Genomic DNA, 17565 nt, shown 5'->3' on the forward strand with positions numbered 1-17565 from the left:
GATGGACCGATTTCATGAGATGCAGGTGTTCCTGGCGGTGGCCGAGGAGGAGGGCTTCGCCGCCGCCGCCCGCCGCCTGAATACCTCACCGCCCAGCGTGACCCGGGCCATCGCCGCCATGGAGGCGCGCATCGGTACCCAATTGCTGGCGCGTACCACACGCAGCCTGCATTTGACGGAGGCCGGCCAGCGTTACCTGGAAGACTGCCGACGCATCCTGGCCGAACTGGATGAGGCCGAAGAGGCGGCGGCAGGCAGTTACTCCAGCCCTTGCGGGCATCTGACGGTGACCGCGCCGGTACTGTTCGGCGAGCGGTATGTGGCGCCGGTGCTGGGGGATTACCTGGATCGTTTTCCGCTGGTGACGCTCAACGCGTTGCTGGTCGACCGTGTGGTGAACCTGACCGATGAAGGTGTTGATGTGGCCGTACGCATCGGTCATCTGTACGAGCCGGGGCAACAGACAATCAAAGTCGGCGAGGTACGCCGGGTGGTCTGTGCGGCGCCGGCCTTTCTCGATCAACACGGGCGGCCTCGGCATCCCGCCCAATTGCGTGACTTCAAGATCGTCACCTCGTCCGCCAGCCAACGGGTGAACGAGTGGGCGTTTGTCGACCAGGGCCAGCCGGTGACGGTGCCTATCGAACCGCGCCTGGTGGTTACGGCGAATAACGCGGCGATCAACCTGGCGTGCCTGGGCTGGGGCGCGACCCAGGTGCTGTCCTATCAGATCGCGGCGCAGGTGGCGGCGGGCGAGCTGGAGATTGTGCTGGAGGCGTTCGAACCGGCACCGCTGCCGATCCAGGTGGTGTTTCAGCAAAGTGCCCGCGTACCGGCCAAAGTCAGCACCTTCGTGGATTTCCTCAGCCAGCGGCTGGGCCAGGACGCCGCGCTGAACCCGGCGATGACGCGGCGCGGCTGATGGAGCGTTATCGCGATATGCAGCTGTTTGCCGCGTTGGCCGGGCACACGAGCCTGGCCGCGGCGGCACGTGCAACCTGTGTCTCCGCGCCGACACTGGTACGTGCGGTGGCGCGGTTGGAGACGCGGTTGCGCGTGCCGTTGCTGCTGCGCAGTACCCAGGGTGTGCGCTTGACCGACGCGGGCCAGGCGTACCTGGCCGATTGTGTGCGCTTGCTGGCGGCCGTGGACGCTGCTGAAGCTTCGGCCAAGGGCTTGCAGACTCAGGCTCAAGGCAACCTGCGGGTGTTTCTGCCGTTTCTGTTCAGTCGCTACGTGATGGCGCCGGTATTGGCCGCTTACATGGAGCGTTATCCCGACGTGCGCCTGAAAGCGTGCTATCACGATTACTACCCGAACCTGCATGAAGAAGGTCTGGATGTAGCGATCCTTGTCGGCCACTTGCCCAACTCGTCGCTGATCGCACGGTCGGTGGGGCAGGTGCGGCATATCCTGTGCGCCAGCCCCGACTACCTTGCAGCCCACGGCGAACCCCAGCACCCGGAGGATCTCAAGCAGCATCGGCTGATAGCCGGAGGCGACCAGGTGGCTTGGGATTTCTACGGCTACCAGCTCAAGGCCCGTGCCCGCCTGGGTTGCACCACGGTGCAGGGCGCGATCAATGCCGCCGTGCATGGGGCGGGGCTGATCCGCTGCCTGAGTTACCCGGCGCATGAGCATTTGCGCAGTGGGCAACTGCGTCGGGTATTGGCCGGCTACGAACAGCCGCCACTGCCCGTGCAGGTGGTGTATCGCGAAGGCCGCAACGCACCGATGCGCGTGCGCAGTTTTGTCGAGCACTGTGTGGCGCAGCTGCGTGAGCATCCGGCATTTCAGTGAGTGTAATAGTGGATTGCCTGACGTGGTTATTCGCACACGGGCTGTCAGGGCGCAGCATAGGGCTCTCCAGCATGAGGTGCTCAGCATGAACCCCATCGAACCATCCCTCCCGCAGACATCCCCCTGGCATGTCGGCGAACGGTACCTGCAAGCAGCGGTTGGCGTGGCCGACCGCATGGCCGTGGTCGGGCCCAAGGTGATTCGCGATCACCTGCCGGAACAACACCGGGACTTCTATCCCTTGTTGCCGTACCTGGTACTGGGCGTGGTGGACGAGCAGGGGATTCCCTGGGCGACGATGCTTGAAGGCGCCCCCGGCTTTGCCCACTCGCCGGACCCGCAGACCTTGCAGATCGACAGCCTGCCATCCACAGGCGACCCGGCCCGCACGGCACTGCACGTCGGCGCCTCGGTCGGTCTGCTGGGTATCGACCTCAATACCCGCCGCCGCAACCGCATGAACGGCCGAATCGAGGCGCTTGATCACGATGGCTTCTCGGTCGACGTCGTGCACACCTATGGCAACTGCCCCAAGTACATCCAGTTGCGCCCGGTCGACGCGATTGCACGTAAACCCGGCACGCAGGTTGAGCGTCTCGACGGCCTGGATGACGCGGCGCAAATGATGATCCGCAACGCCGACACCTTCTTCGTCGCCAGCTACGTCGAAGTGGACGGCCAGCGTTCGGTGGACGTTTCGCATCGGGGCGGTAACAGCGGTTTTGTGCGGGTCGAGGGCAACGTGCTGACCATCCCTGACTTTGCCGGCAACCTGTTCTTCAACACCCTGGGCAACCTACAGGTCAACCCGGTGGCGGGCCTGTTGTTCATCGACTTCGAGTCGGGAGAGGTGCTGCATCTGGCCGGGCGCACCTCGCTGATTCTGGAGGGGCCCGAAGTGGCCCGCTTCGAAGGCGCACAACGGTTATGGACGGTGACGGTGGAACAGGTGATACGTCGCCCAGCGGCACTGGCCTTGCGCTGGCAGTTCGCGGAGTTTTCGCCGTTCAGTCTGGCTATGGGAGCCTGGTAGGCGGCGACTGCTCGATGTCGCACACGATCTTCCACCCGCCGCTCCCACAAGGGGTCTGCTTCGATTGCCGGATTTGGGTCAGCCATAGGTGCTGGGAAGGAACCTCAATACCGAATCATCACCGACTTGAGCTCGGTGTAATCCTCGATAAATGCACTGCCAAACTCGCGGCCTACCCCCGAGGATCGATTCCCCCCGAATGGCACCGCCGGGTCGAGCAGTGTGTGCATATTCACCCACACCGTGCCCGCCTGGATGGCCGGTACCATGCGCAGGGCTTTGCCCAGGTCATGGGTCCACAGGCTGGCGCTGAGGCCGAAGGGGCTGTTGTTCATCAGGGCGAGTAGCTCGTCTTCGCTGTCGTAGGGCAGGAAGGTGGCGATAGGGCCGAAGGTTTCTTCATTGAGCAGGGTGTCGTTGATATTGTTGGCCAGGATCACCGTGGGTTCGACGTAGCAACCGGGGCGATCGAGCAGGGTGCCGCCATGGATGATCGTGTTGTGCTCTGCGCGGGCCTGGGTGAAGTAACCGAGCAGTTTGAGTTGGTGCTGGCGGTGGGTCACCGGGCCGAATTCGGTGCGTTCGTCCAGGGGCGAGCCGATGGTCAGGCGGCGCAGGCGCTGGCTGAGTTTTTCCAGTACCACGTCGATCTGCGAGCGATGCACGAAGAAGCGTTCGGCCGCCGCGCAGATTTGCCCGGAGTGCAGAAACCCGGCCTCGATGATGCCTTCCACCGCTTTGTCCACGTCCACATCGGGCAGGAACCCGGCGGCGTTCTTGCCGCCCAGCTCCAGGGTCGTGCGGGTCAAGCCTGCCCCCATGGCGCTGCGGCCCACGGCGATGCCGGTGGGCACCGAGCCGGTGAACGACACCTTGTGGGTGCCGGGGTGCTCCACCAGGCCCTTGCCGACGTGGCCACCCCCGGTCAGCACATTGAGCACGCCTGCCGGCAACCCGGCTTCGATGGCCAGCTCAGCGATGCGCAGCAGGGTCAGCGGTGTGAATTCGCTGGGTTTGATGATGATGCTGCAACCGCACACCAGCGCCGAAGCGAGTTTCCAGATGGCGATCATGGTCGAGAAATTCCACGGCACGATGCCCACCACCACACCCACCGGTTCGCGCAGGGTGAAGGCGGTGTAGCGCTCGCCATTGAAGGAGGGCAGCGATGGCGTGATCGTCTGGCCGCTGATCTTGGTGGCCCAACCGGCGTAATAACGCAGGAAGTGCGCGGCCTGGTCGACCTCGAAGGCGCGCGCAATCTGGATGATCTTGCCTGACTGGCAGGTTTCGATCTGTGCCAGTTCTTCGCGGTTGTGTTCCAGCAGGTCGGCGAGTTTCAGCAACACATTGCCGCGTGTCGCCGGTGCGGTCTGGGACCACCGCGCAAAGCCGCGGGTGGCGGAGCTGACGGCGGCGTCGATATCCGCAAGGTCCGCGTCGGCAACCTGGGCGATGACCTGGCCGGTGGCAGGATTGGTCACGGCCAGTGTCTGGTCGGTATGGCTCGGCACGTTGATGCCGTCGATGAACAACCCATGGCGGCGACGCAGAAAAGCTTCGACCTGAGGCAGCAGCGGGATATCGCTCATGAAAGATTCCTGGCAGTTCACTGAGAAAAACCGAGGGTAACCAACGGCTATCGAGGAGGCTTGACTGTGCCTGCCAGGTTTTATGCCTGTGCCTGCCGAACTTGTGAAAAGTACAACCTTGCCTGTGGAACGTGCATTTTGCGCCTGGGCCATGCGGTCGATACTGGCCCTGCATCCAGCGTCGTTCCTCGATCCGGAGCGTGTGCCGGACCTCCAATAATAAGCAGGGCCATCCATGAAAAAGCCAAACCCGCTGCTCGAAGACCTCAAGCCCCTCCTGCCCGCCATCGCCGCGAATGCGGTGCGCGCTGAACAACTGCGCCAAGTGCCGGATGAAAATATCGCCTTGCTCAAAAGCATCGGCCTGCACCGTGCTTTTCAGCCCAAGGCATTTGGTGGCCTGGAGCTGTCGCTGCCCGAATTCGCCGACTGCATCGCCTTGCTCGCCGGCAGCTGCGCCAGCACCGCCTGGGCCATGAGCTTGCTGTGTACCCACAGTCACCAGTTGGCGCTGTTCTCGGCGAAGTTGCAGCAGGAGATCTGGGGCGAGAACCCGGATGCCACGGCCAGCAGCAGTATCGCGCCGTTCGGGCGGGTGACGGAGGGCGAGGGCGGTGTGTATTTCAGTGGCGAGATGGGCTGGAGCAGTGGCTGTGACCATGGCGAGTGGGCGATTGTCGGCTGCCGCCGCGAAAACGCCGAAGGCACCCAGGATTACTGCTTCGCGGTGCTGCCGCGCAGCGACTACCAGATCCGTGATGACTGGTACGCCGCCGGTATGAAAGGCAGCGGCACCAAGACCTTGCTCATCGACAACGCCTGGGTGCCCGAACACCGTATCCAGAAGGCCAAGGACATGATGGAAGGCAAATCCGCAGGTTTTGGTCTCTACCCCGACAGTCAGATTTTCTATGCACCGTATCGGCCGTACTTCGCCAGCGGTTTTTCCACCGTCAGCCTCGGCGTGGCCGAACGCATGCTGGAGGTGTTCCGTGAAAAAACCAAAAACCGCGTGCGCGCCTACACCGGTGCCGCAGTGGGCGCCGCCACCCCGGCGTTGATGCGCCTGGCCGAGTCCACGCACCAGGTGGCCGCTGCCCGCGCCTTCCTTGAAAAAACCTGGCAGGAGCATGCCGAACACAGCGCGGCGCAGCGTTACCCTAGCCGCGAAACCCTGGCGTTCTGGCGTACCAACCAAGCCTACGCGACTAAAATGTGCATTGAGGCAGTCGATCGCCTGTTTGCTGCAGCGGGGGGTAATGCCTGGTTTGAGCACAACGAAATGCAGCGCCTGTTCCGCGATTCCCATATGACCGGCGCCCATGCCTACACCGATTACGATGTCTGCGCGCAAATCCTCGGCCGCGAGCTGATGGGGCTTGCGCCGGACCCGAGCATGGTGTGACACGTTCTTCACTCATAACGATGAGGGTGCCCCCACGGGATGCGCCCGGGAGTCTTGCATGTCTGACAACTGCCTTTTCGACCCACGGGCCTTTCGCCGCGCCCTGGGCAACTTCGCCACCGGTGTGACCGTGGTCACCGCGGCCACCGCCTCCGGGCGCAAGGTCGGCGTGACCGCCAACAGCTTCAACTCGGTGTCCCTCGACCCACCGCTGGTGCTGTGGAGCATCGACAAACGTTCCAATAGCCATGAAGTGTTCGAGGAGGCCAGCCACTTCGCGGTGAACGTACTGGCGGCAGACCAGGTACACCTGTCCAATAATTTTGCGCGCCCCCGTGAAGACCGTTTTGCCCTGATCGAGTACGAACCGGGCGAGGGCGGTTCGCCGGTATTCGCCGATTGCAGTGCACGCTTTCACTGTGAGAAATACCAGCAGGTGGACGGCGGCGACCACTGGATCATGATCGGCAAGGTGGTGGCTTTCGATGACTTCGGCCGTGCGCCGCTGCTCTATCACCAAGGTGCTTATGCAGAAGTCCGGGCGCTGCGTCCGTGCGCGCCCGAGGAGGTTCAGAAGGGGACGGCGACCACCAACTGACTGTAGACATTGGTGCCGTTGCCACCGACCTGGTTGCCGCCGGTCTCTGCCCCCTTGTTGGGTTTATACAGGCCCAGCAGGGGGGTGATGATCAGGTGCTCGTTGACTGCCCACTCGGCGTACAGGTCCAGCTCGCGGCCATCCAGGTCGAGTTGGCCACGGGTGCTGACGGTGTTGTAGTCGAAAAACAGTGCGCCGAGGGTGACATTGTCCAGCGGCTTGACCTTGAGTGCCACGTGTTGCACCGCCGTATTGGTGTTGTACGGCCCGGAATAGTTGCCCGCCACTTCGCCTTGTACCCAGGTGCCGTAGCCTCGGTTGAAGCCTGAGAACATACCGTCCCAGTTTTTCGAATAACGCGCGTAGCGATACGTCAGGTCGGGTGACCACGGCAGGTCGGCGAAGGTGTAGCCGGCTTCGGCGTAGCCGGCGTTTTCCTGGCTGTCGCGGCGGTCCTGGCGGGCCAGTTCGAAGGCGAAATGTGCATGCTCGATACCGGCATTGCCGGTGCCGCGCAGGCTGTAGAGGTTCATGCCTTTGCGTTGGCGTTGTACATCGCTGGCGAAGCGTTCATCCACATCGATTCCGTGAAGATAGGTGAACCCCAGGGTGCCCGGCGCGGCGCTGTATTCCAGGGTGCCGGCGGCCATTTCGGTCATCGCCTGGGCCGGGTTATCGGATTTGATCCACATCAGGCTGCCATGTACGCCCTCCTTGCCGCCCAGGCGGATCACGGCGGTCTTGTCGAAGGCATGGCGCGCCGCGATGTAGTAGGCGCCGCCCCGGTTGAACTCACCATCACCCACGCCTTTGCCCAGGTTGGGCCCGTCGTCGTTGACGATAAAACCGTCGCCCAGGGTGATGACCTGTCGGCCGAACGACAGGTCCACGCCGTCTTTGCCCAGGGCCGGGAACAGGTCGCCGGAGCGCCAGCCGGCAAAGGCTTCGTCAAACTTGGTGGTGCGTTCCTGGCCGGTGGTGACGCCGGAGGCATCGCCGTCGCCCCAGGTACCGGAACTCACCAGGTTGGCAGTGCCATACACCCCGCCAAAGCTGCCCAGGCGCTGGTTCACGCTCAGGCCATACTTGATGAAAGCCTCTCGCCAGGTGGAACCGCCGCTGCGCCCGTCGTAGTTCTTCGGGCTGTTGAACATGCCGTACACGGCAAGGAAATTGCCGGTGACCTGGGTGTCGGCATCGGCGTACAACTCGATGGCGCAGGCTTTGCCCGCCAGCAGGGTGATACCCAGCACGACCGCCTGGCGCAGGCGACGATTTTTCAGGGTGTGCTCCATTGTTATTGCCCCCATCTTGGTTAAGAGTGAGGGCGCATTAGGGCGAGCGCCTGGTGTTGAAGTCTTTCATTTGCGTGCCAGGGAATTGACCCTGGCCGCCAGACCCTGCGCCGTGGCAGGGAGCAACAAAACCGGCGGCACACAGGGGCAAGACGAGCAACTCGGGTGGGGCGCAGAGTGCCGATACATTAAAAAAACCGTTTTCGAGGGCCCCACCATGTCGAGCAACGACCCACTCACCGCGCACCTCAACCGGGGTACGGTAGGTTTTCCCACCGCGTTGGCCAGCACCATCGGCCTGATCATGGCGAGCCCCGTGATACTCACCGCAACCATGGGGTTCGGCATCGGCGGCAGTGCGTTTGCCCTGGCGATGCTGATCGCGGTGGTCATGATGCTGGCCCAGGCGACCACCTTCGCCGAAGCCGCCGCGATCCTGCCCACCACCGGTTCGGTGTACGACTACATCAACTGCGGCATGGGGCGTTTTTTTGCGATCACCGGCACCTTGTCGGCCTACCTCATCGTGCATGTGTTCGCCGGCACCGCCGAGACCATCCTCTCCGGGGTCATGGCCTTGGTGAATTTCGAACACCTCAATACCCTGGCCGAATCCGCTGGCGGTTCATGGCTGCTCGGCGTGGGCTTCGTGATGGTCTTCGGCGTGCTGAATGCCTTCGGCGTCAGCGCGTTCGGCCGTGCGGAAATCATCCTCACCTTTGGCATGTGGACCACCCTGATGGTGTTCGGCGTGCTCGGCCTGATCGCCGCCCCGGCGGTGCAGTTGGACGGCTGGTTCGGCGCCTCGTTGGTGGGCACGGACCTGATCACGGTGCTGTCACTGGTGGGCATGGCGATGTTCATGTTCGTCGGCTGCGAGTTCGTCACACCCCTGGCGCCGGACCTGCGCCAATCGGCCAGAGTGATGCCCCGTGCGATGATGCTGGGGCTGATGGGGGTGGCCACCTGCATGTTCATCTACGGTGCGGCGATGAAGCGCCAAGTGGAAAACGTGGTGCTGGATGCGGCGTCCGGCCTGCACCTGCTGGACACCCCCATGGCCATTCCCAAATTCGCCGAGCAGGTGATGGGGCAGGTCGGCCCACTGTGGCTGGGCATCGGCTTTCTGTTTGCCGGGGCGGCGACCATCAATACCCTGATGGCGGGTGTGCCGCGCATCCTCTACGGCATGGCGGTGGACGGTGCGCTGCCCAAGGTCTTCACCTACCTGCACCCGCGCTTCAAGACGCCGCTGCTGTGCATCCTGGTGGCGATGCTGATTCCCTGCCTGCACGCACTGTACCTGGGCGGTAACACCGACAACATCATGCACCTGGTACTGGCGGCGGTGTGTGCGTGGAGCTTTGCCTACCTGCTGGTGACGGTATCGGTGGTGATCCTGCGCATTCGTCGCCCGGATTTGCCGCGTGCCTACCGTTCGCCATGGTTTCCGTTGCCGCAGATCGTATCGAGTATCGGCATCCTGTTGGGCATGTGGTTTATCACACCGCCCGGCATGCACCCGGCGGACATTTATGTGCCATTTGGCGTGATGCTGGGCGTGACGGCGGCGTATGCATTGTTCTGGACCCTCGTGGTGCAGAAGGTCAACCCCTTCAAGCCGGCCTCCGTGGAGGAGGTGCTGGCCAAGGAATTCAGCAATGAACCGGGGCATCTCCATGACGGCTATGGCGACTTTGCGGCAAAAACTGTTTGAGCTGTTGCGCGCCGACCGCGCCCCGAGCGGCTATCGGCCAGGGGTGACCCTGGCGCATTTGCGGCGCAATCTTGGGCTGGCCACACTCGAAGTGGACGGCTTCGCGTTTGAGATCGTCGAGCGCACCGAGGCGCAGCTGTTGATGCACTTGGTCATGACCGAATTTGTCCTGCAAGTCCCCGCTGGGGCTGGCGGCGCTGGGAGTTTTGAGGTGCAGCATGGAGGCGCGATTCGCCGCACTGGTCTTCGTGTGCGGCGCCGCTGCGGCGACCCGGCGCTGGGCCGTGAGTTGCAGGCGCGGTTGCAGGCCGACGAGGCGCTGTACCAGGCGCTGATGCCACTGGATTTCAAGCGCTTGCGCCTTGAACTGCGCGACCGGCAATGGACCGTGCGGCTGGAACATATGGGCGGCAGTGAAGTGGTCAATCGAATGCCGGCGTTTCGGCGTTATATCGCCCTGAGCCCGGTACAACGCGGGCATTTGCTCGCGACGTTGGCCGGGTTGCCACGCGTGTTATCGAACCTCTGATTGGCATCATTAGTGCTTCTGCAATGGCAGACAGGTTGTTGTTGCGCGTATATAGATAACATGTTAACTATTGCGCCAGAACAACAAAAAGAAGCCATTGCGGAGACACCCCATGAGCATCCCACAGCATGCACACGACGGACTCGACAGCTGGAACAGCGAACTGCGCGCCGCGTGCGGCCACTTCGATACCGAACTGGCCTTCAACCGCTCGCTGTTCATCGGCGAGATCCATAACCTGCCGCGTGGCCTGGCCATCCTGCGCACCAATGCTGGGCTGATCACGCGCCCGGCGCACCACGCCGACCATGATAACGACCAGGAGTGTTTCCTGGTCAGCCAGCGTAGCGGTTACTCGCAAATCGTCCAGAACGGCCAGACCCTGCAACTGGCCCCCGGCGAGATGCTGCTGATGGATTCGGTGGGCTCTATTGAAATCACGCCCTTCGGCCTGATTGAACATGCCTCGCTGTCCCTCGCGCGCGCCGAGGTCTGCAAACACGTGGGCGGTGATGCACGTGCCTTTGGCAAGATCTCCTCGACCAAGGCCTGTGGGCGCATGCTGCACGTGCTGATGGACCAATTGTGCAAGGACGACAGCGAAGACGGCGGGGGTGAAGTCGAGGCGTTGCAAGCGGCGTTCGTCTCGCTGCTGGGCTCGGCCCTGGAGCAGGGCGATGAGTGCTGCGAAGGCGTGGCGGCGCTGCACGGCAACAACCTGCGCAGCTATGTGCAGAAGGTGATTGATGAGTCACTCAGCCAGCCGGGCCTGAGCCCGATCGGACTGGCCAATCGGCTCAACATTTCCGTGCGCCAGTTGTACCGGTTGTTTGAAGAACAGGACGACAGTGTCTGCCGTTATATCCAGCGGGCGCGGCTCAAGCGCAGTGCGGACGACTTGACCAACCCGTTCCTGCGCAGCGAGTCGATCACCTCGATTGCCTACAAGTGGGGCTTTACCGATTCGGCGCACTTCAGCCGATCGTTCAAGAAGCAGTTTGAGGTGTCGCCGAAGGATTTCAGATCAAGCCGGATGCAGGCGGTGGGGGCATAAATCTGCAAACCCAATCCCTCCCAAATGTGGGAGGGGGCTTGCTCCCGATGGCGGTGGGTCAGTCAATCCATGTGCTGACTGACCCACCCCTATCGGGAGCAAGCCCCCTCCTACATTCGAATCGGGTTTCAGACCTCCGGCAAGGTCGAGCCACCATCTACCACCAGGGTCTGCCCGGTGATGTAGCTGGCCAGATCCGAGGCCAGGAACAGCATGGCCCCGGCAATATCCGCCGCCACACCCAGGCGCCCCAGGGGCACGCGACGGGCGATGCTGTCAGTCACCGAAGCGTCGCCCAGATTACCCATCGCCGGAGTGGCGATCATGCCGGGCTCCACGCCATTGACCCGCACGTTCAGCGGTGCCAGCTCCAGTGCGGCGTTGCGGATAAAACCGTTGACCCCGGCCTTGGACGCCGCGTAATGACTCAGCCCAGGGTAGCCGACGCGATTGCCGGTGACGGACGACGTGACCAGCACACAGCCCCGGCCTTGTGCGCGGAACATCGGCAACGCCGCCTGGGTCAGCCAGAACAGCGCCGACAGGTTGACCGCCAAGGTGCGCTGCAGCAGTGCCGGGGTGATGTCTTCCAGGGCGGTCAATGGAAAATACCCGGCGTTGTGCACCACGGTATCCAGCCGGGGCAGCGCCTGGACGCAGTCCCGCACCGCCTCGGCCTCCGCCAGGTCCACACCCAGCGCTTGGACGTCATAACCCTGCGTGCACAGTGTCGCGGCCACTGCCTGGGCCTGCGCCAGCAGGCGGTCGGCAATCACCACCCGTGCGCCGCGCCGGGCAAAAGCCTCGACGATGCCACACCCGATGCCTTGGGCGCCGCCGGTGACCAGCACCACTTGCCCGCTGAATTCCAGGTCATTCATGGGCGCTCTCCAAGTGTGCGAAAGCCAGCGTGGGAACGTCGACGATGCTGGAACCACCGTCGGCCACCACGGTGGCGCCGGTCATGATCGAGGCATCGCTGGACGCCAGGAAGCGGCACACCTTGGCGATTTCCTCCGGCTGGGCGGCCCGTCGCAAAGGGACGTCGGTGCATACGCGGGCATAGGCCTGCTGCAAGGTATCGCCATAAGCGTCCATCAACGCTTGCATCTCCGCATCGGCCATGGGCGTGTGTACCCAGCCCGGGCACACCGCGTTCACCCGCACGCCGTACGGCCCGTAATCGCGCGCGAGGGAGCGGTTGAGCCCGAGCAACGCATGTTTGGCCGTGGTGTAGCCGCACACTTCAGGCCCTGCGGCCAACGAGGCGATGGAGCCGATCAGCACGATGTTGCCCGTGCTCGCCTGCAGCAACGGCAAACAGGCGCGGGCACTGTAGAACGCGCTGTCGAGGTTACTGCGCAGGGCGTCTGCCCAAGCGGCGGGGCGGGTCTGGGTCGCGCTGCCCAGGCCATGGCCACCTGCACAGGCCAGCAGTACGTCGAGGCGCCCGTAATGCTCGTGGATCTGTCGGATAAAGCCGTCCCAGGTGTCCGGGCAGGCGGCGTCGCCCACCAGGATCAGCCCACCGGTTTCGCGTGCCACCTGCTCCAGCGGCTCACGACGCCGGCCGACCAGCACCAGGCGTGCGCCGTCCTCGGCATACATCCGCGCGCAGGCCGCGCCGATGCCGCTGCCGGCGCCGGTGATCAGCACCGTGCGCGGCTCAGTCACGGGGGTACTCCGTGCGGTTGAGGACCTGGCAGTACGAGCTGACCGGGAAGTTCGACAGCGCATCGAACGACGTCCCGGCATAGCCGAAAATCTTGCCGTCGCTGCGGTGCTGTTGCAGATCAATCAGCACCAGGCCGAGGGTGGGCACGATCTTCTCCTGCCATACAAACAGGTACAGCTGTTCGGCGATCTTGTAGTAATGGCAGCGGTCGGTGTCGCACAGGCCTTGCTCCACGCCTTTGAGGCACTGCCACGCGTAGAAGCGCTCGTTGAGGTAGATGTGCTCATAGACTTCGCTGGGGCTGTAGCGATATTGGTTGCGCAGCCCCACCAGCTCGGCGGTAGGTGCGTGCAGGCAATGGCCGTCCTGCCAGGGGCGGTCGAGGCTGCCGTGGAGGAAGTCGACCTGCACCGAGGTCAGCGGTTTGCCGGCCAGGGCACGATGGTAAAGGCCTTCCTGGGTCTGCTGTGGACTGGGCAGGCTGCCGATCACGGCCGTGAACGACGCTCCCGCAACATCCAGCACCAGGCTGATCGACCAGCTTTGCCCGGCTTCGTGCTTGATGAAATCCACCAGGTACAGCCCTGGGCGGATCGAGGTGGCGCGGTAGGGCGCGCTGCCGCTGGAGTGCCCATCGGCGGCATGCCAGGCCAGGCGCTCCGACTCGAAACGGTGCTCGATCTGCCAGCCATTGGCGAAGTGCAGGGTGAAGGTCTGGCCGGCCAGCTCGGCCAGGTTCGGCAGGATAAAGGCGTGCGGGGCGAAACCGTCGGCCAGCGCGCCGACGGTGATCCAATCGGTAGAACTCGTCATGGCAACGCCTCCTTACACGACGGCGAAGTAGTGTTTGACGAAACTCTCGCTGACCACTTCCCACAACACCGGCGTGCCCTTGGTCACGAACCAGCTGTCTCCGGCCTTGTAGCGCGCCGACTGGCCGGTGGATTCATCGGTCAGGATCACCTCGCCGGTCAGGAGGGTGGCTTGTTCGGCGAACGGGTAGATCATGCGGAACTTGCCTTGGGTCGTGCCGAAATAAGCGCTGCTGACGGGGTCGGTCGGCGCGCCGAATGTCATTTTGCCGAAGGCGCGTACTTCGCCTTCAAGAATCTGCGAGCCGAGGTCGGCCACACTGCCCCAGGCGTCGAGTGCCGATAGCTGGACGTCGTGTTTGAGGGTGGTAAGGGTCATGGCAGTTGCTCCTGATGAGTAAAAAGAGGGATTAGCGGCGCCCGTTCCAGTAACCGGAAAGTTGGTGCCAGGATTTGCCCGCCGTCAGCAGCAATGGGCGGATAGCGTCCTTGCCGATGATGGTGGGGCGATGAATGGAGCTGACCAGGTCATAGCGCGCCGAGCCTTCGCTCATGCCTTCGGCCAAAACCTTGCAGATGATGTGGCTGGGCGTTACGCCAAAGCCTGAGTAGCCCTGCACGAAAAACGCATTGCTGCGCCCCGGCAAGGTGCCGATCTGCGGAAACAGGTTGGGGCTGCACGCCATCGGGCCGCCCCAGGCCAGGTCGATTTTCACGTCCTTGAGGTAGGGGAAAATCTTCAGCATCAGGTGCCGGTTCCAGGCCTTTAGGTCGCGGGGAATATGTTCCACCAGCGGGGTGGCGGCGCCGAACAGCAGGCGGTTCTCGTTGGTCACGCGGTAGTAGTCGATCACCGGGCGGATGTCGCTGTAGGCCCCGCGAATCGGGCTGATGCGCTGGATCAACTCTTCGGGCAACGGCTCGGTCATCATCTGGAACGCGTAGGTGTTGATGGTCGAGCGATGCAGCTCCGGTTCCAGCTTGTTGAGGAAACTGTCGCAGGCCCACAACAACTTGCTGGCGCGCACCGAACCGCGCCCCGTACGCACGGTGATGCGCTCGCCATAGCGGACTTCCAGCGCCGGGCTGTTCTCGAAAATCCGTACGCCATGGCCGGCCAGGGCGGTGGCTTCGCCCAGCAGCAGGTTCAGCGAGTGCACATGCCCGCCGCCCATGTGCAGCAGGGCGCTCGTATAGGCGGTGGAGCCGATGATCTGTTGCACATCGCTGCCGCCGAGAAAGCGGATCTCGTGCTGGCTGTTGATCGACTTGAAGTCTTTTTCCCAGGCGCGCAGGGTTTTTTCCTGGCGGGCGTTGAAGCCCATGTAGCCGTAGCCGTGGCAGAAATCCGCATCGATGTTGTACTTGGCGATACGGTTCTTGATGATGTCGGCACCCAGGTCGCTGATCTCGAACACTTGGCGCAGGCCGTCTTCGCCGACATCCTTTTTGATCTTCTCCAGGTCGTGGCCGATGCCGGCCATGATCTGCCCGCCGTTGCGGCCAGTGCCGCCGAAGCCCAGGTAGCGGGCCTCCAGCACGACGATGTTGGTGATGCCTTTTTCCGCCAGTTCCAGGGCCGTGTTGATGCCGGAGAACCCCCCGCCGATCACCACCACATCGGCGTCGATATCCTGTTCCAGGGTGGGGAAGCTGAGGTTGTATTTCTTGGTCGCGGTGTAATACGTCGGGGTTTCGATGTTGATCATGGCGTAGCCTGAAAAAGTGAAGGAAGGCTCTAAAGCGGATGCCTCCATTAGGGCCCCAGACGGGATGGAAGTCTTGACGCTGCGTGCCCAGGCATTTGATTCAGAGCGCCACGGGCGGTGCGATCAACAAGTTATAGCGCGCTCGTCGGCAGGGAATGCTAGAGTTTCGTTAAATTATTAACTAAATACCTCGTGACCCTGATCCCTATGTCCAAACCTCGCCAGTCCCTGACCTTGACCCTGCTGCAAGCCCGCGAAGCAGCAATGAGTTTCTTCCGCCCGTCCTTGAATGAGCACGGCCTGACCGAACAGCAATGGCGGATCATCCGCATCCTTGAGCAATATGGTGAGCTGGAGATTTACCAGTTGGCGGAACTGGCCTGCATCCTCAAGCCGAGCATGACCGGCGTGCTGGTGCGCATGGAAGCCGCCGGCATGGTGCACCGGCGCAAAGCCGAGCAGGACCAGCGCCGCGTACTGGTGACGCTGGCCGACAAGGGCAAGGCGAGTTTCGAGTCCATGAGCCAGTGCATGGAGGCCAACTATCAGCGCTTGCAGGATCAGTTGGGCGAAGAGAAGTTCGAGGCCCTGTTGGGGCTGCTGGAAGACTTGAAGAACATCAACCTCAAGCGCTGAATCATTGCCCCTCCCACTGAGAAGCAAAATGTGGGAGGGGGCAAGTCGAGTCGTCGTACCGCCCCTCCCACACGGGATTATCAGTACACCCCGCCAAGCGTTGCGACCGCTGGAATGCTTTTGAATTTTCCGGCCAACGCCTGCAACCCGCGCATCAACACCGTGGTATCCACCCCCACCGCCACAAACGTAGCGCCCAGTTCGATATAGCGTCGCGCCAGGCGTTCATCGGCACTGAGAATCCCCGCCGCTTTACCCGCCTGCACGATGCGGACGATGGCGTCTTCGATCGCCGCCTGCACCTCAGGGTGCCCAGGATTGCCCCGATGCCCCATCGAGGCGCTCAAGTCCGCCGGGCCGATAAAGACACCGTCGACTCCGTCGACGGCGGCAATCGCGTCCAGATTGGCCAGGCCCTCGCGGTTTTCGATCTGCACCAACAGGCACATTTGCTCATCGGCTCTGTCGAGGTAGTCGGGGATGCTGTTCCAGCGTGACGCCCGGGCCAAGGCACTGCCGACCCCGCGAATACCATGAGGCGGGTAGCGCATGGCGCGTACCAGTTCCCGGGCCTGGGCGGCACTTTCCACCATCGGCACCAGTAACGTCTGGGCGCCGATATCCAGTAGCTGCTTGATCAGCGCGCTGTCACCGATCACCGGGCGAATCAACGCCTGGCCAGGGTAGGGCGCCACGGCCTGCAACTGGCCGAGCATGCCCTGCAAGGGGTTGGGCGCGTGTTCGCCGTCGATCAACAGCCAGTCGAAACCGGCGTTGGCGGCCAGTTCCGCACAGTAGGCGTCGGCGAGGCCGAGCCACAGGCCGATCTGTACTTCGCCGTTGAGCAAGCGGTGTTTGAAGCGGTTGACGGGCATGTCCATGGCAATCCTCCAGGGCTCAGACGAAACGGCAGGCAATCGACCCGAGCAGGTCGTAGTCGACATGAAAGGTATCGCCAGGGTTGGCCGCCACCGGCCGGGTAAAGGAGCCCCCCAGGATGACTTGCCCCGGCAGCAGCGTGACGTCGTACGGCGCCAGTTTGTTGGCCAGCCACGCCACCCCCTTGGCCGGGTGGTTGAGCACCGCCGCCGATACGCCGGACTCCTCGATCACGCCATTGCGGTACAGCACCGCCGGCACCTTGCGCAGGTCGATCTCGGTGGGGCGCACGGCGCGGCCGCCAAGTACCACACCGGCATTCGCGGCGTTGTCGGAAATGGTGTCGAACACCTTGCGGGTCGTGTGGGTGTGGGGGTCGACCTGCTGGATGCGTGCGTCGATGATCTCCAGGGCCGGGATCACCCACTCGGTGGCGTCGAGTACATCGAACACCGTGCAGTTCTGGCCTTTTAGGGGCTTGCCGAGGATGAATGCCAGTTCGACCTCCACCCGCGGCACGATGAAGCGTTCGAAGGGGATGTCACTGCCTTCGTCGAAAAACATGTCATCGAGCAGCACACCGTAGTCGGGCTCGGTGATGTTCGACGAGACCTGCATGGCGCGCGAAGTCAGGCCGATCTTGTGGCCCTTCAAGGTGCGCCCGTCCTTGATCTTCTGCGCGACCCAGGCGCGCTGGATCGCGTAGGCATCCTCGATCGTGATGCCCGGGTAGTCGAGGGAAAACTGGCGTAGCTGTTCACGGCTGCGTTCGGCTTGGTCCAGGCGGTTGGCCGCCTCGAGGATTTGCTGGGAGTCGAGCATGGCAACGGT

General features: G+C 63.1%; 17 protein-coding genes and 1 pseudogene. 9 read left to right on the top strand and 9 right to left on the bottom strand.

Annotated elements, in window-relative coordinates; genetic code table 11:
• Position 1 precedes the first annotated feature (1 nt).
• The 3 genes from MJP36_RS12600 (at position 2) to MJP36_RS12610 (ending at position 2833) form a co-directional block, all read left to right on the top strand.
• Positions 2 to 922, top strand: coding sequence for a LysR family transcriptional regulator (locus tag MJP36_RS12600; protein ID WP_161549262.1), 921 nt, complete (start codon positions 2 to 4; stop codon positions 920 to 922).
• Positions 922 to 1800, top strand: coding sequence for a LysR family transcriptional regulator (locus tag MJP36_RS12605; RefSeq protein WP_161549261.1), 879 nt, complete (start codon positions 922 to 924; stop codon positions 1798 to 1800). Before MJP36_RS12600 ends, MJP36_RS12605 begins: the two co-directional genes overlap by 1 nt.
• 85 nt (positions 1801 to 1885) lie before the next feature.
• On the top strand, positions 1886 to 2833 hold the full coding sequence (locus tag MJP36_RS12610; protein ID WP_161549260.1) for a pyridoxamine 5'-phosphate oxidase family protein: 948 nt from the start codon (positions 1886 to 1888) through the stop codon (positions 2831 to 2833).
• Positions 2834 to 2937: 104 nt separating this feature from the next.
• Here MJP36_RS12610 and MJP36_RS12615 read toward each other — a convergent pair whose 3' ends face one another.
• A complete protein-coding gene (locus tag MJP36_RS12615; protein WP_244385461.1) occupies positions 2938 to 4425 on the bottom strand; it encodes an aldehyde dehydrogenase family protein in 1488 nt (495 codons plus the stop codon).
• A 235-nt stretch (positions 4426 to 4660) separates the two neighbouring features.
• Here MJP36_RS12615 and MJP36_RS12620 point away from each other — a divergent pair, with 235 nt between their 5' ends.
• Entirely contained in the window at positions 4661 to 5830 is a 1170-nt protein-coding gene (locus MJP36_RS12620; protein ID WP_060756857.1) for a p-hydroxyphenylacetate 3-hydroxylase oxygenase component, read from the top strand.
• Positions 5831 to 5888: 58 nt separating this feature from the next.
• Positions 5889 to 6368 (top strand): annotated as a pseudogene (locus tag MJP36_RS12625) (flavin reductase family protein); the annotation flags it as partial.
• A gap of 32 nt (positions 6369 to 6400) precedes the next feature.
• Here MJP36_RS12625 and MJP36_RS12630 read toward each other — a convergent pair.
• Positions 6401 to 7723, bottom strand: a complete 1323-nt coding sequence (locus MJP36_RS12630) for an alginate export family protein (RefSeq protein ID WP_244385462.1) — start codon at positions 7721 to 7723, stop codon at positions 6401 to 6403.
• A gap of 217 nt (positions 7724 to 7940) precedes the next feature.
• On the opposite strand from MJP36_RS12630, the gene MJP36_RS12635 reads away from it, so the two are divergent.
• The 3 genes from MJP36_RS12635 to feaR all read left to right on the top strand — a co-directional run bounded on the left by MJP36_RS12635 (position 7941) and on the right by feaR (position 11023).
• Positions 7941 to 9440: an APC family permease gene (locus tag MJP36_RS12635; protein WP_060756854.1), complete on the top strand. Its 1500-nt coding sequence runs from the start codon at positions 7941 to 7943 to the stop codon at positions 9438 to 9440.
• A complete protein-coding gene (locus MJP36_RS12640; protein WP_235594056.1) occupies positions 9385 to 9969 on the top strand; it encodes a DUF3156 family protein in 585 nt (194 codons plus the stop codon). The genes MJP36_RS12635 and MJP36_RS12640 overlap by 56 nt, the downstream gene beginning before the upstream one ends.
• Before the next feature lie 112 nt (positions 9970 to 10081).
• A complete protein-coding gene (feaR, locus tag MJP36_RS12645) occupies positions 10082 to 11023 on the top strand; it encodes a transcriptional regulator FeaR (RefSeq protein ID WP_244385463.1) in 942 nt (313 codons plus the stop codon).
• A gap of 128 nt (positions 11024 to 11151) precedes the next feature.
• Here feaR and MJP36_RS12650 read toward each other — a convergent pair whose 3' ends face one another.
• The 5 genes from MJP36_RS12650 to MJP36_RS12670 are packed head-to-tail and all read right to left on the bottom strand — an operon-like array spanning position 11152 to position 15219.
• Positions 11152 to 11904 carry an SDR family oxidoreductase gene (locus MJP36_RS12650; RefSeq protein WP_244385464.1) on the bottom strand — a complete coding sequence of 251 codons (753 nt, stop codon included), beginning with the start codon at positions 11902 to 11904 and terminating at the stop codon, positions 11152 to 11154.
• On the bottom strand, positions 11897 to 12697 hold the full coding sequence (locus MJP36_RS12655) for an SDR family NAD(P)-dependent oxidoreductase (protein WP_244385465.1): 801 nt from the start codon (positions 12695 to 12697) through the stop codon (positions 11897 to 11899). Before MJP36_RS12655 ends, MJP36_RS12650 begins: the two co-directional genes overlap by 8 nt.
• Positions 12690 to 13511: a molybdenum cofactor biosynthesis F family protein gene (locus MJP36_RS12660; protein WP_244385466.1), complete on the bottom strand. Its 822-nt coding sequence runs from the start codon at positions 13509 to 13511 to the stop codon at positions 12690 to 12692. Before MJP36_RS12660 ends, MJP36_RS12655 begins: the two co-directional genes overlap by 8 nt.
• Before the next feature lie 12 nt (positions 13512 to 13523).
• A complete protein-coding gene (locus MJP36_RS12665; protein WP_090369935.1) occupies positions 13524 to 13889 on the bottom strand; it encodes a cupin domain-containing protein in 366 nt (121 codons plus the stop codon).
• Positions 13890 to 13920: 31 nt separating this feature from the next.
• Positions 13921 to 15219, bottom strand: a complete 1299-nt coding sequence (locus tag MJP36_RS12670) for an NAD(P)/FAD-dependent oxidoreductase (protein WP_090369937.1) — start codon at positions 15217 to 15219, stop codon at positions 13921 to 13923.
• 207 nt (positions 15220 to 15426) lie between these two features.
• On the opposite strand from MJP36_RS12670, the gene hpaR reads away from it, so the two are divergent.
• Entirely contained in the window at positions 15427 to 15855 is a 429-nt protein-coding gene (hpaR, locus tag MJP36_RS12675) for a homoprotocatechuate degradation operon regulator HpaR (protein ID WP_090369939.1), read from the top strand.
• Between the two features lie 80 nt (positions 15856 to 15935).
• Here the strand turns inward: hpaR and hpaI are convergent, their stop codons facing one another.
• Entirely contained in the window at positions 15936 to 16736 is an 801-nt protein-coding gene (gene hpaI, locus MJP36_RS12680) for a 4-hydroxy-2-oxoheptanedioate aldolase (RefSeq protein WP_244385467.1), read from the bottom strand.
• A gap of 16 nt (positions 16737 to 16752) precedes the next feature.
• On the bottom strand, positions 16753 to 17556 hold the full coding sequence (gene hpaH, locus MJP36_RS12685; RefSeq protein WP_244385468.1) for a 2-oxo-hept-4-ene-1,7-dioate hydratase: 804 nt from the start codon (positions 17554 to 17556) through the stop codon (positions 16753 to 16755).
• Positions 17557 to 17565 lie beyond the last annotated feature (9 nt).

Origin of the sequence: Pseudomonas palleroniana (assembly GCF_022836895.1) — a bacterium.
In the GTDB taxonomy this organism is placed as follows: domain Bacteria; phylum Pseudomonadota; class Gammaproteobacteria; order Pseudomonadales; family Pseudomonadaceae; genus Aquipseudomonas; species Aquipseudomonas palleroniana.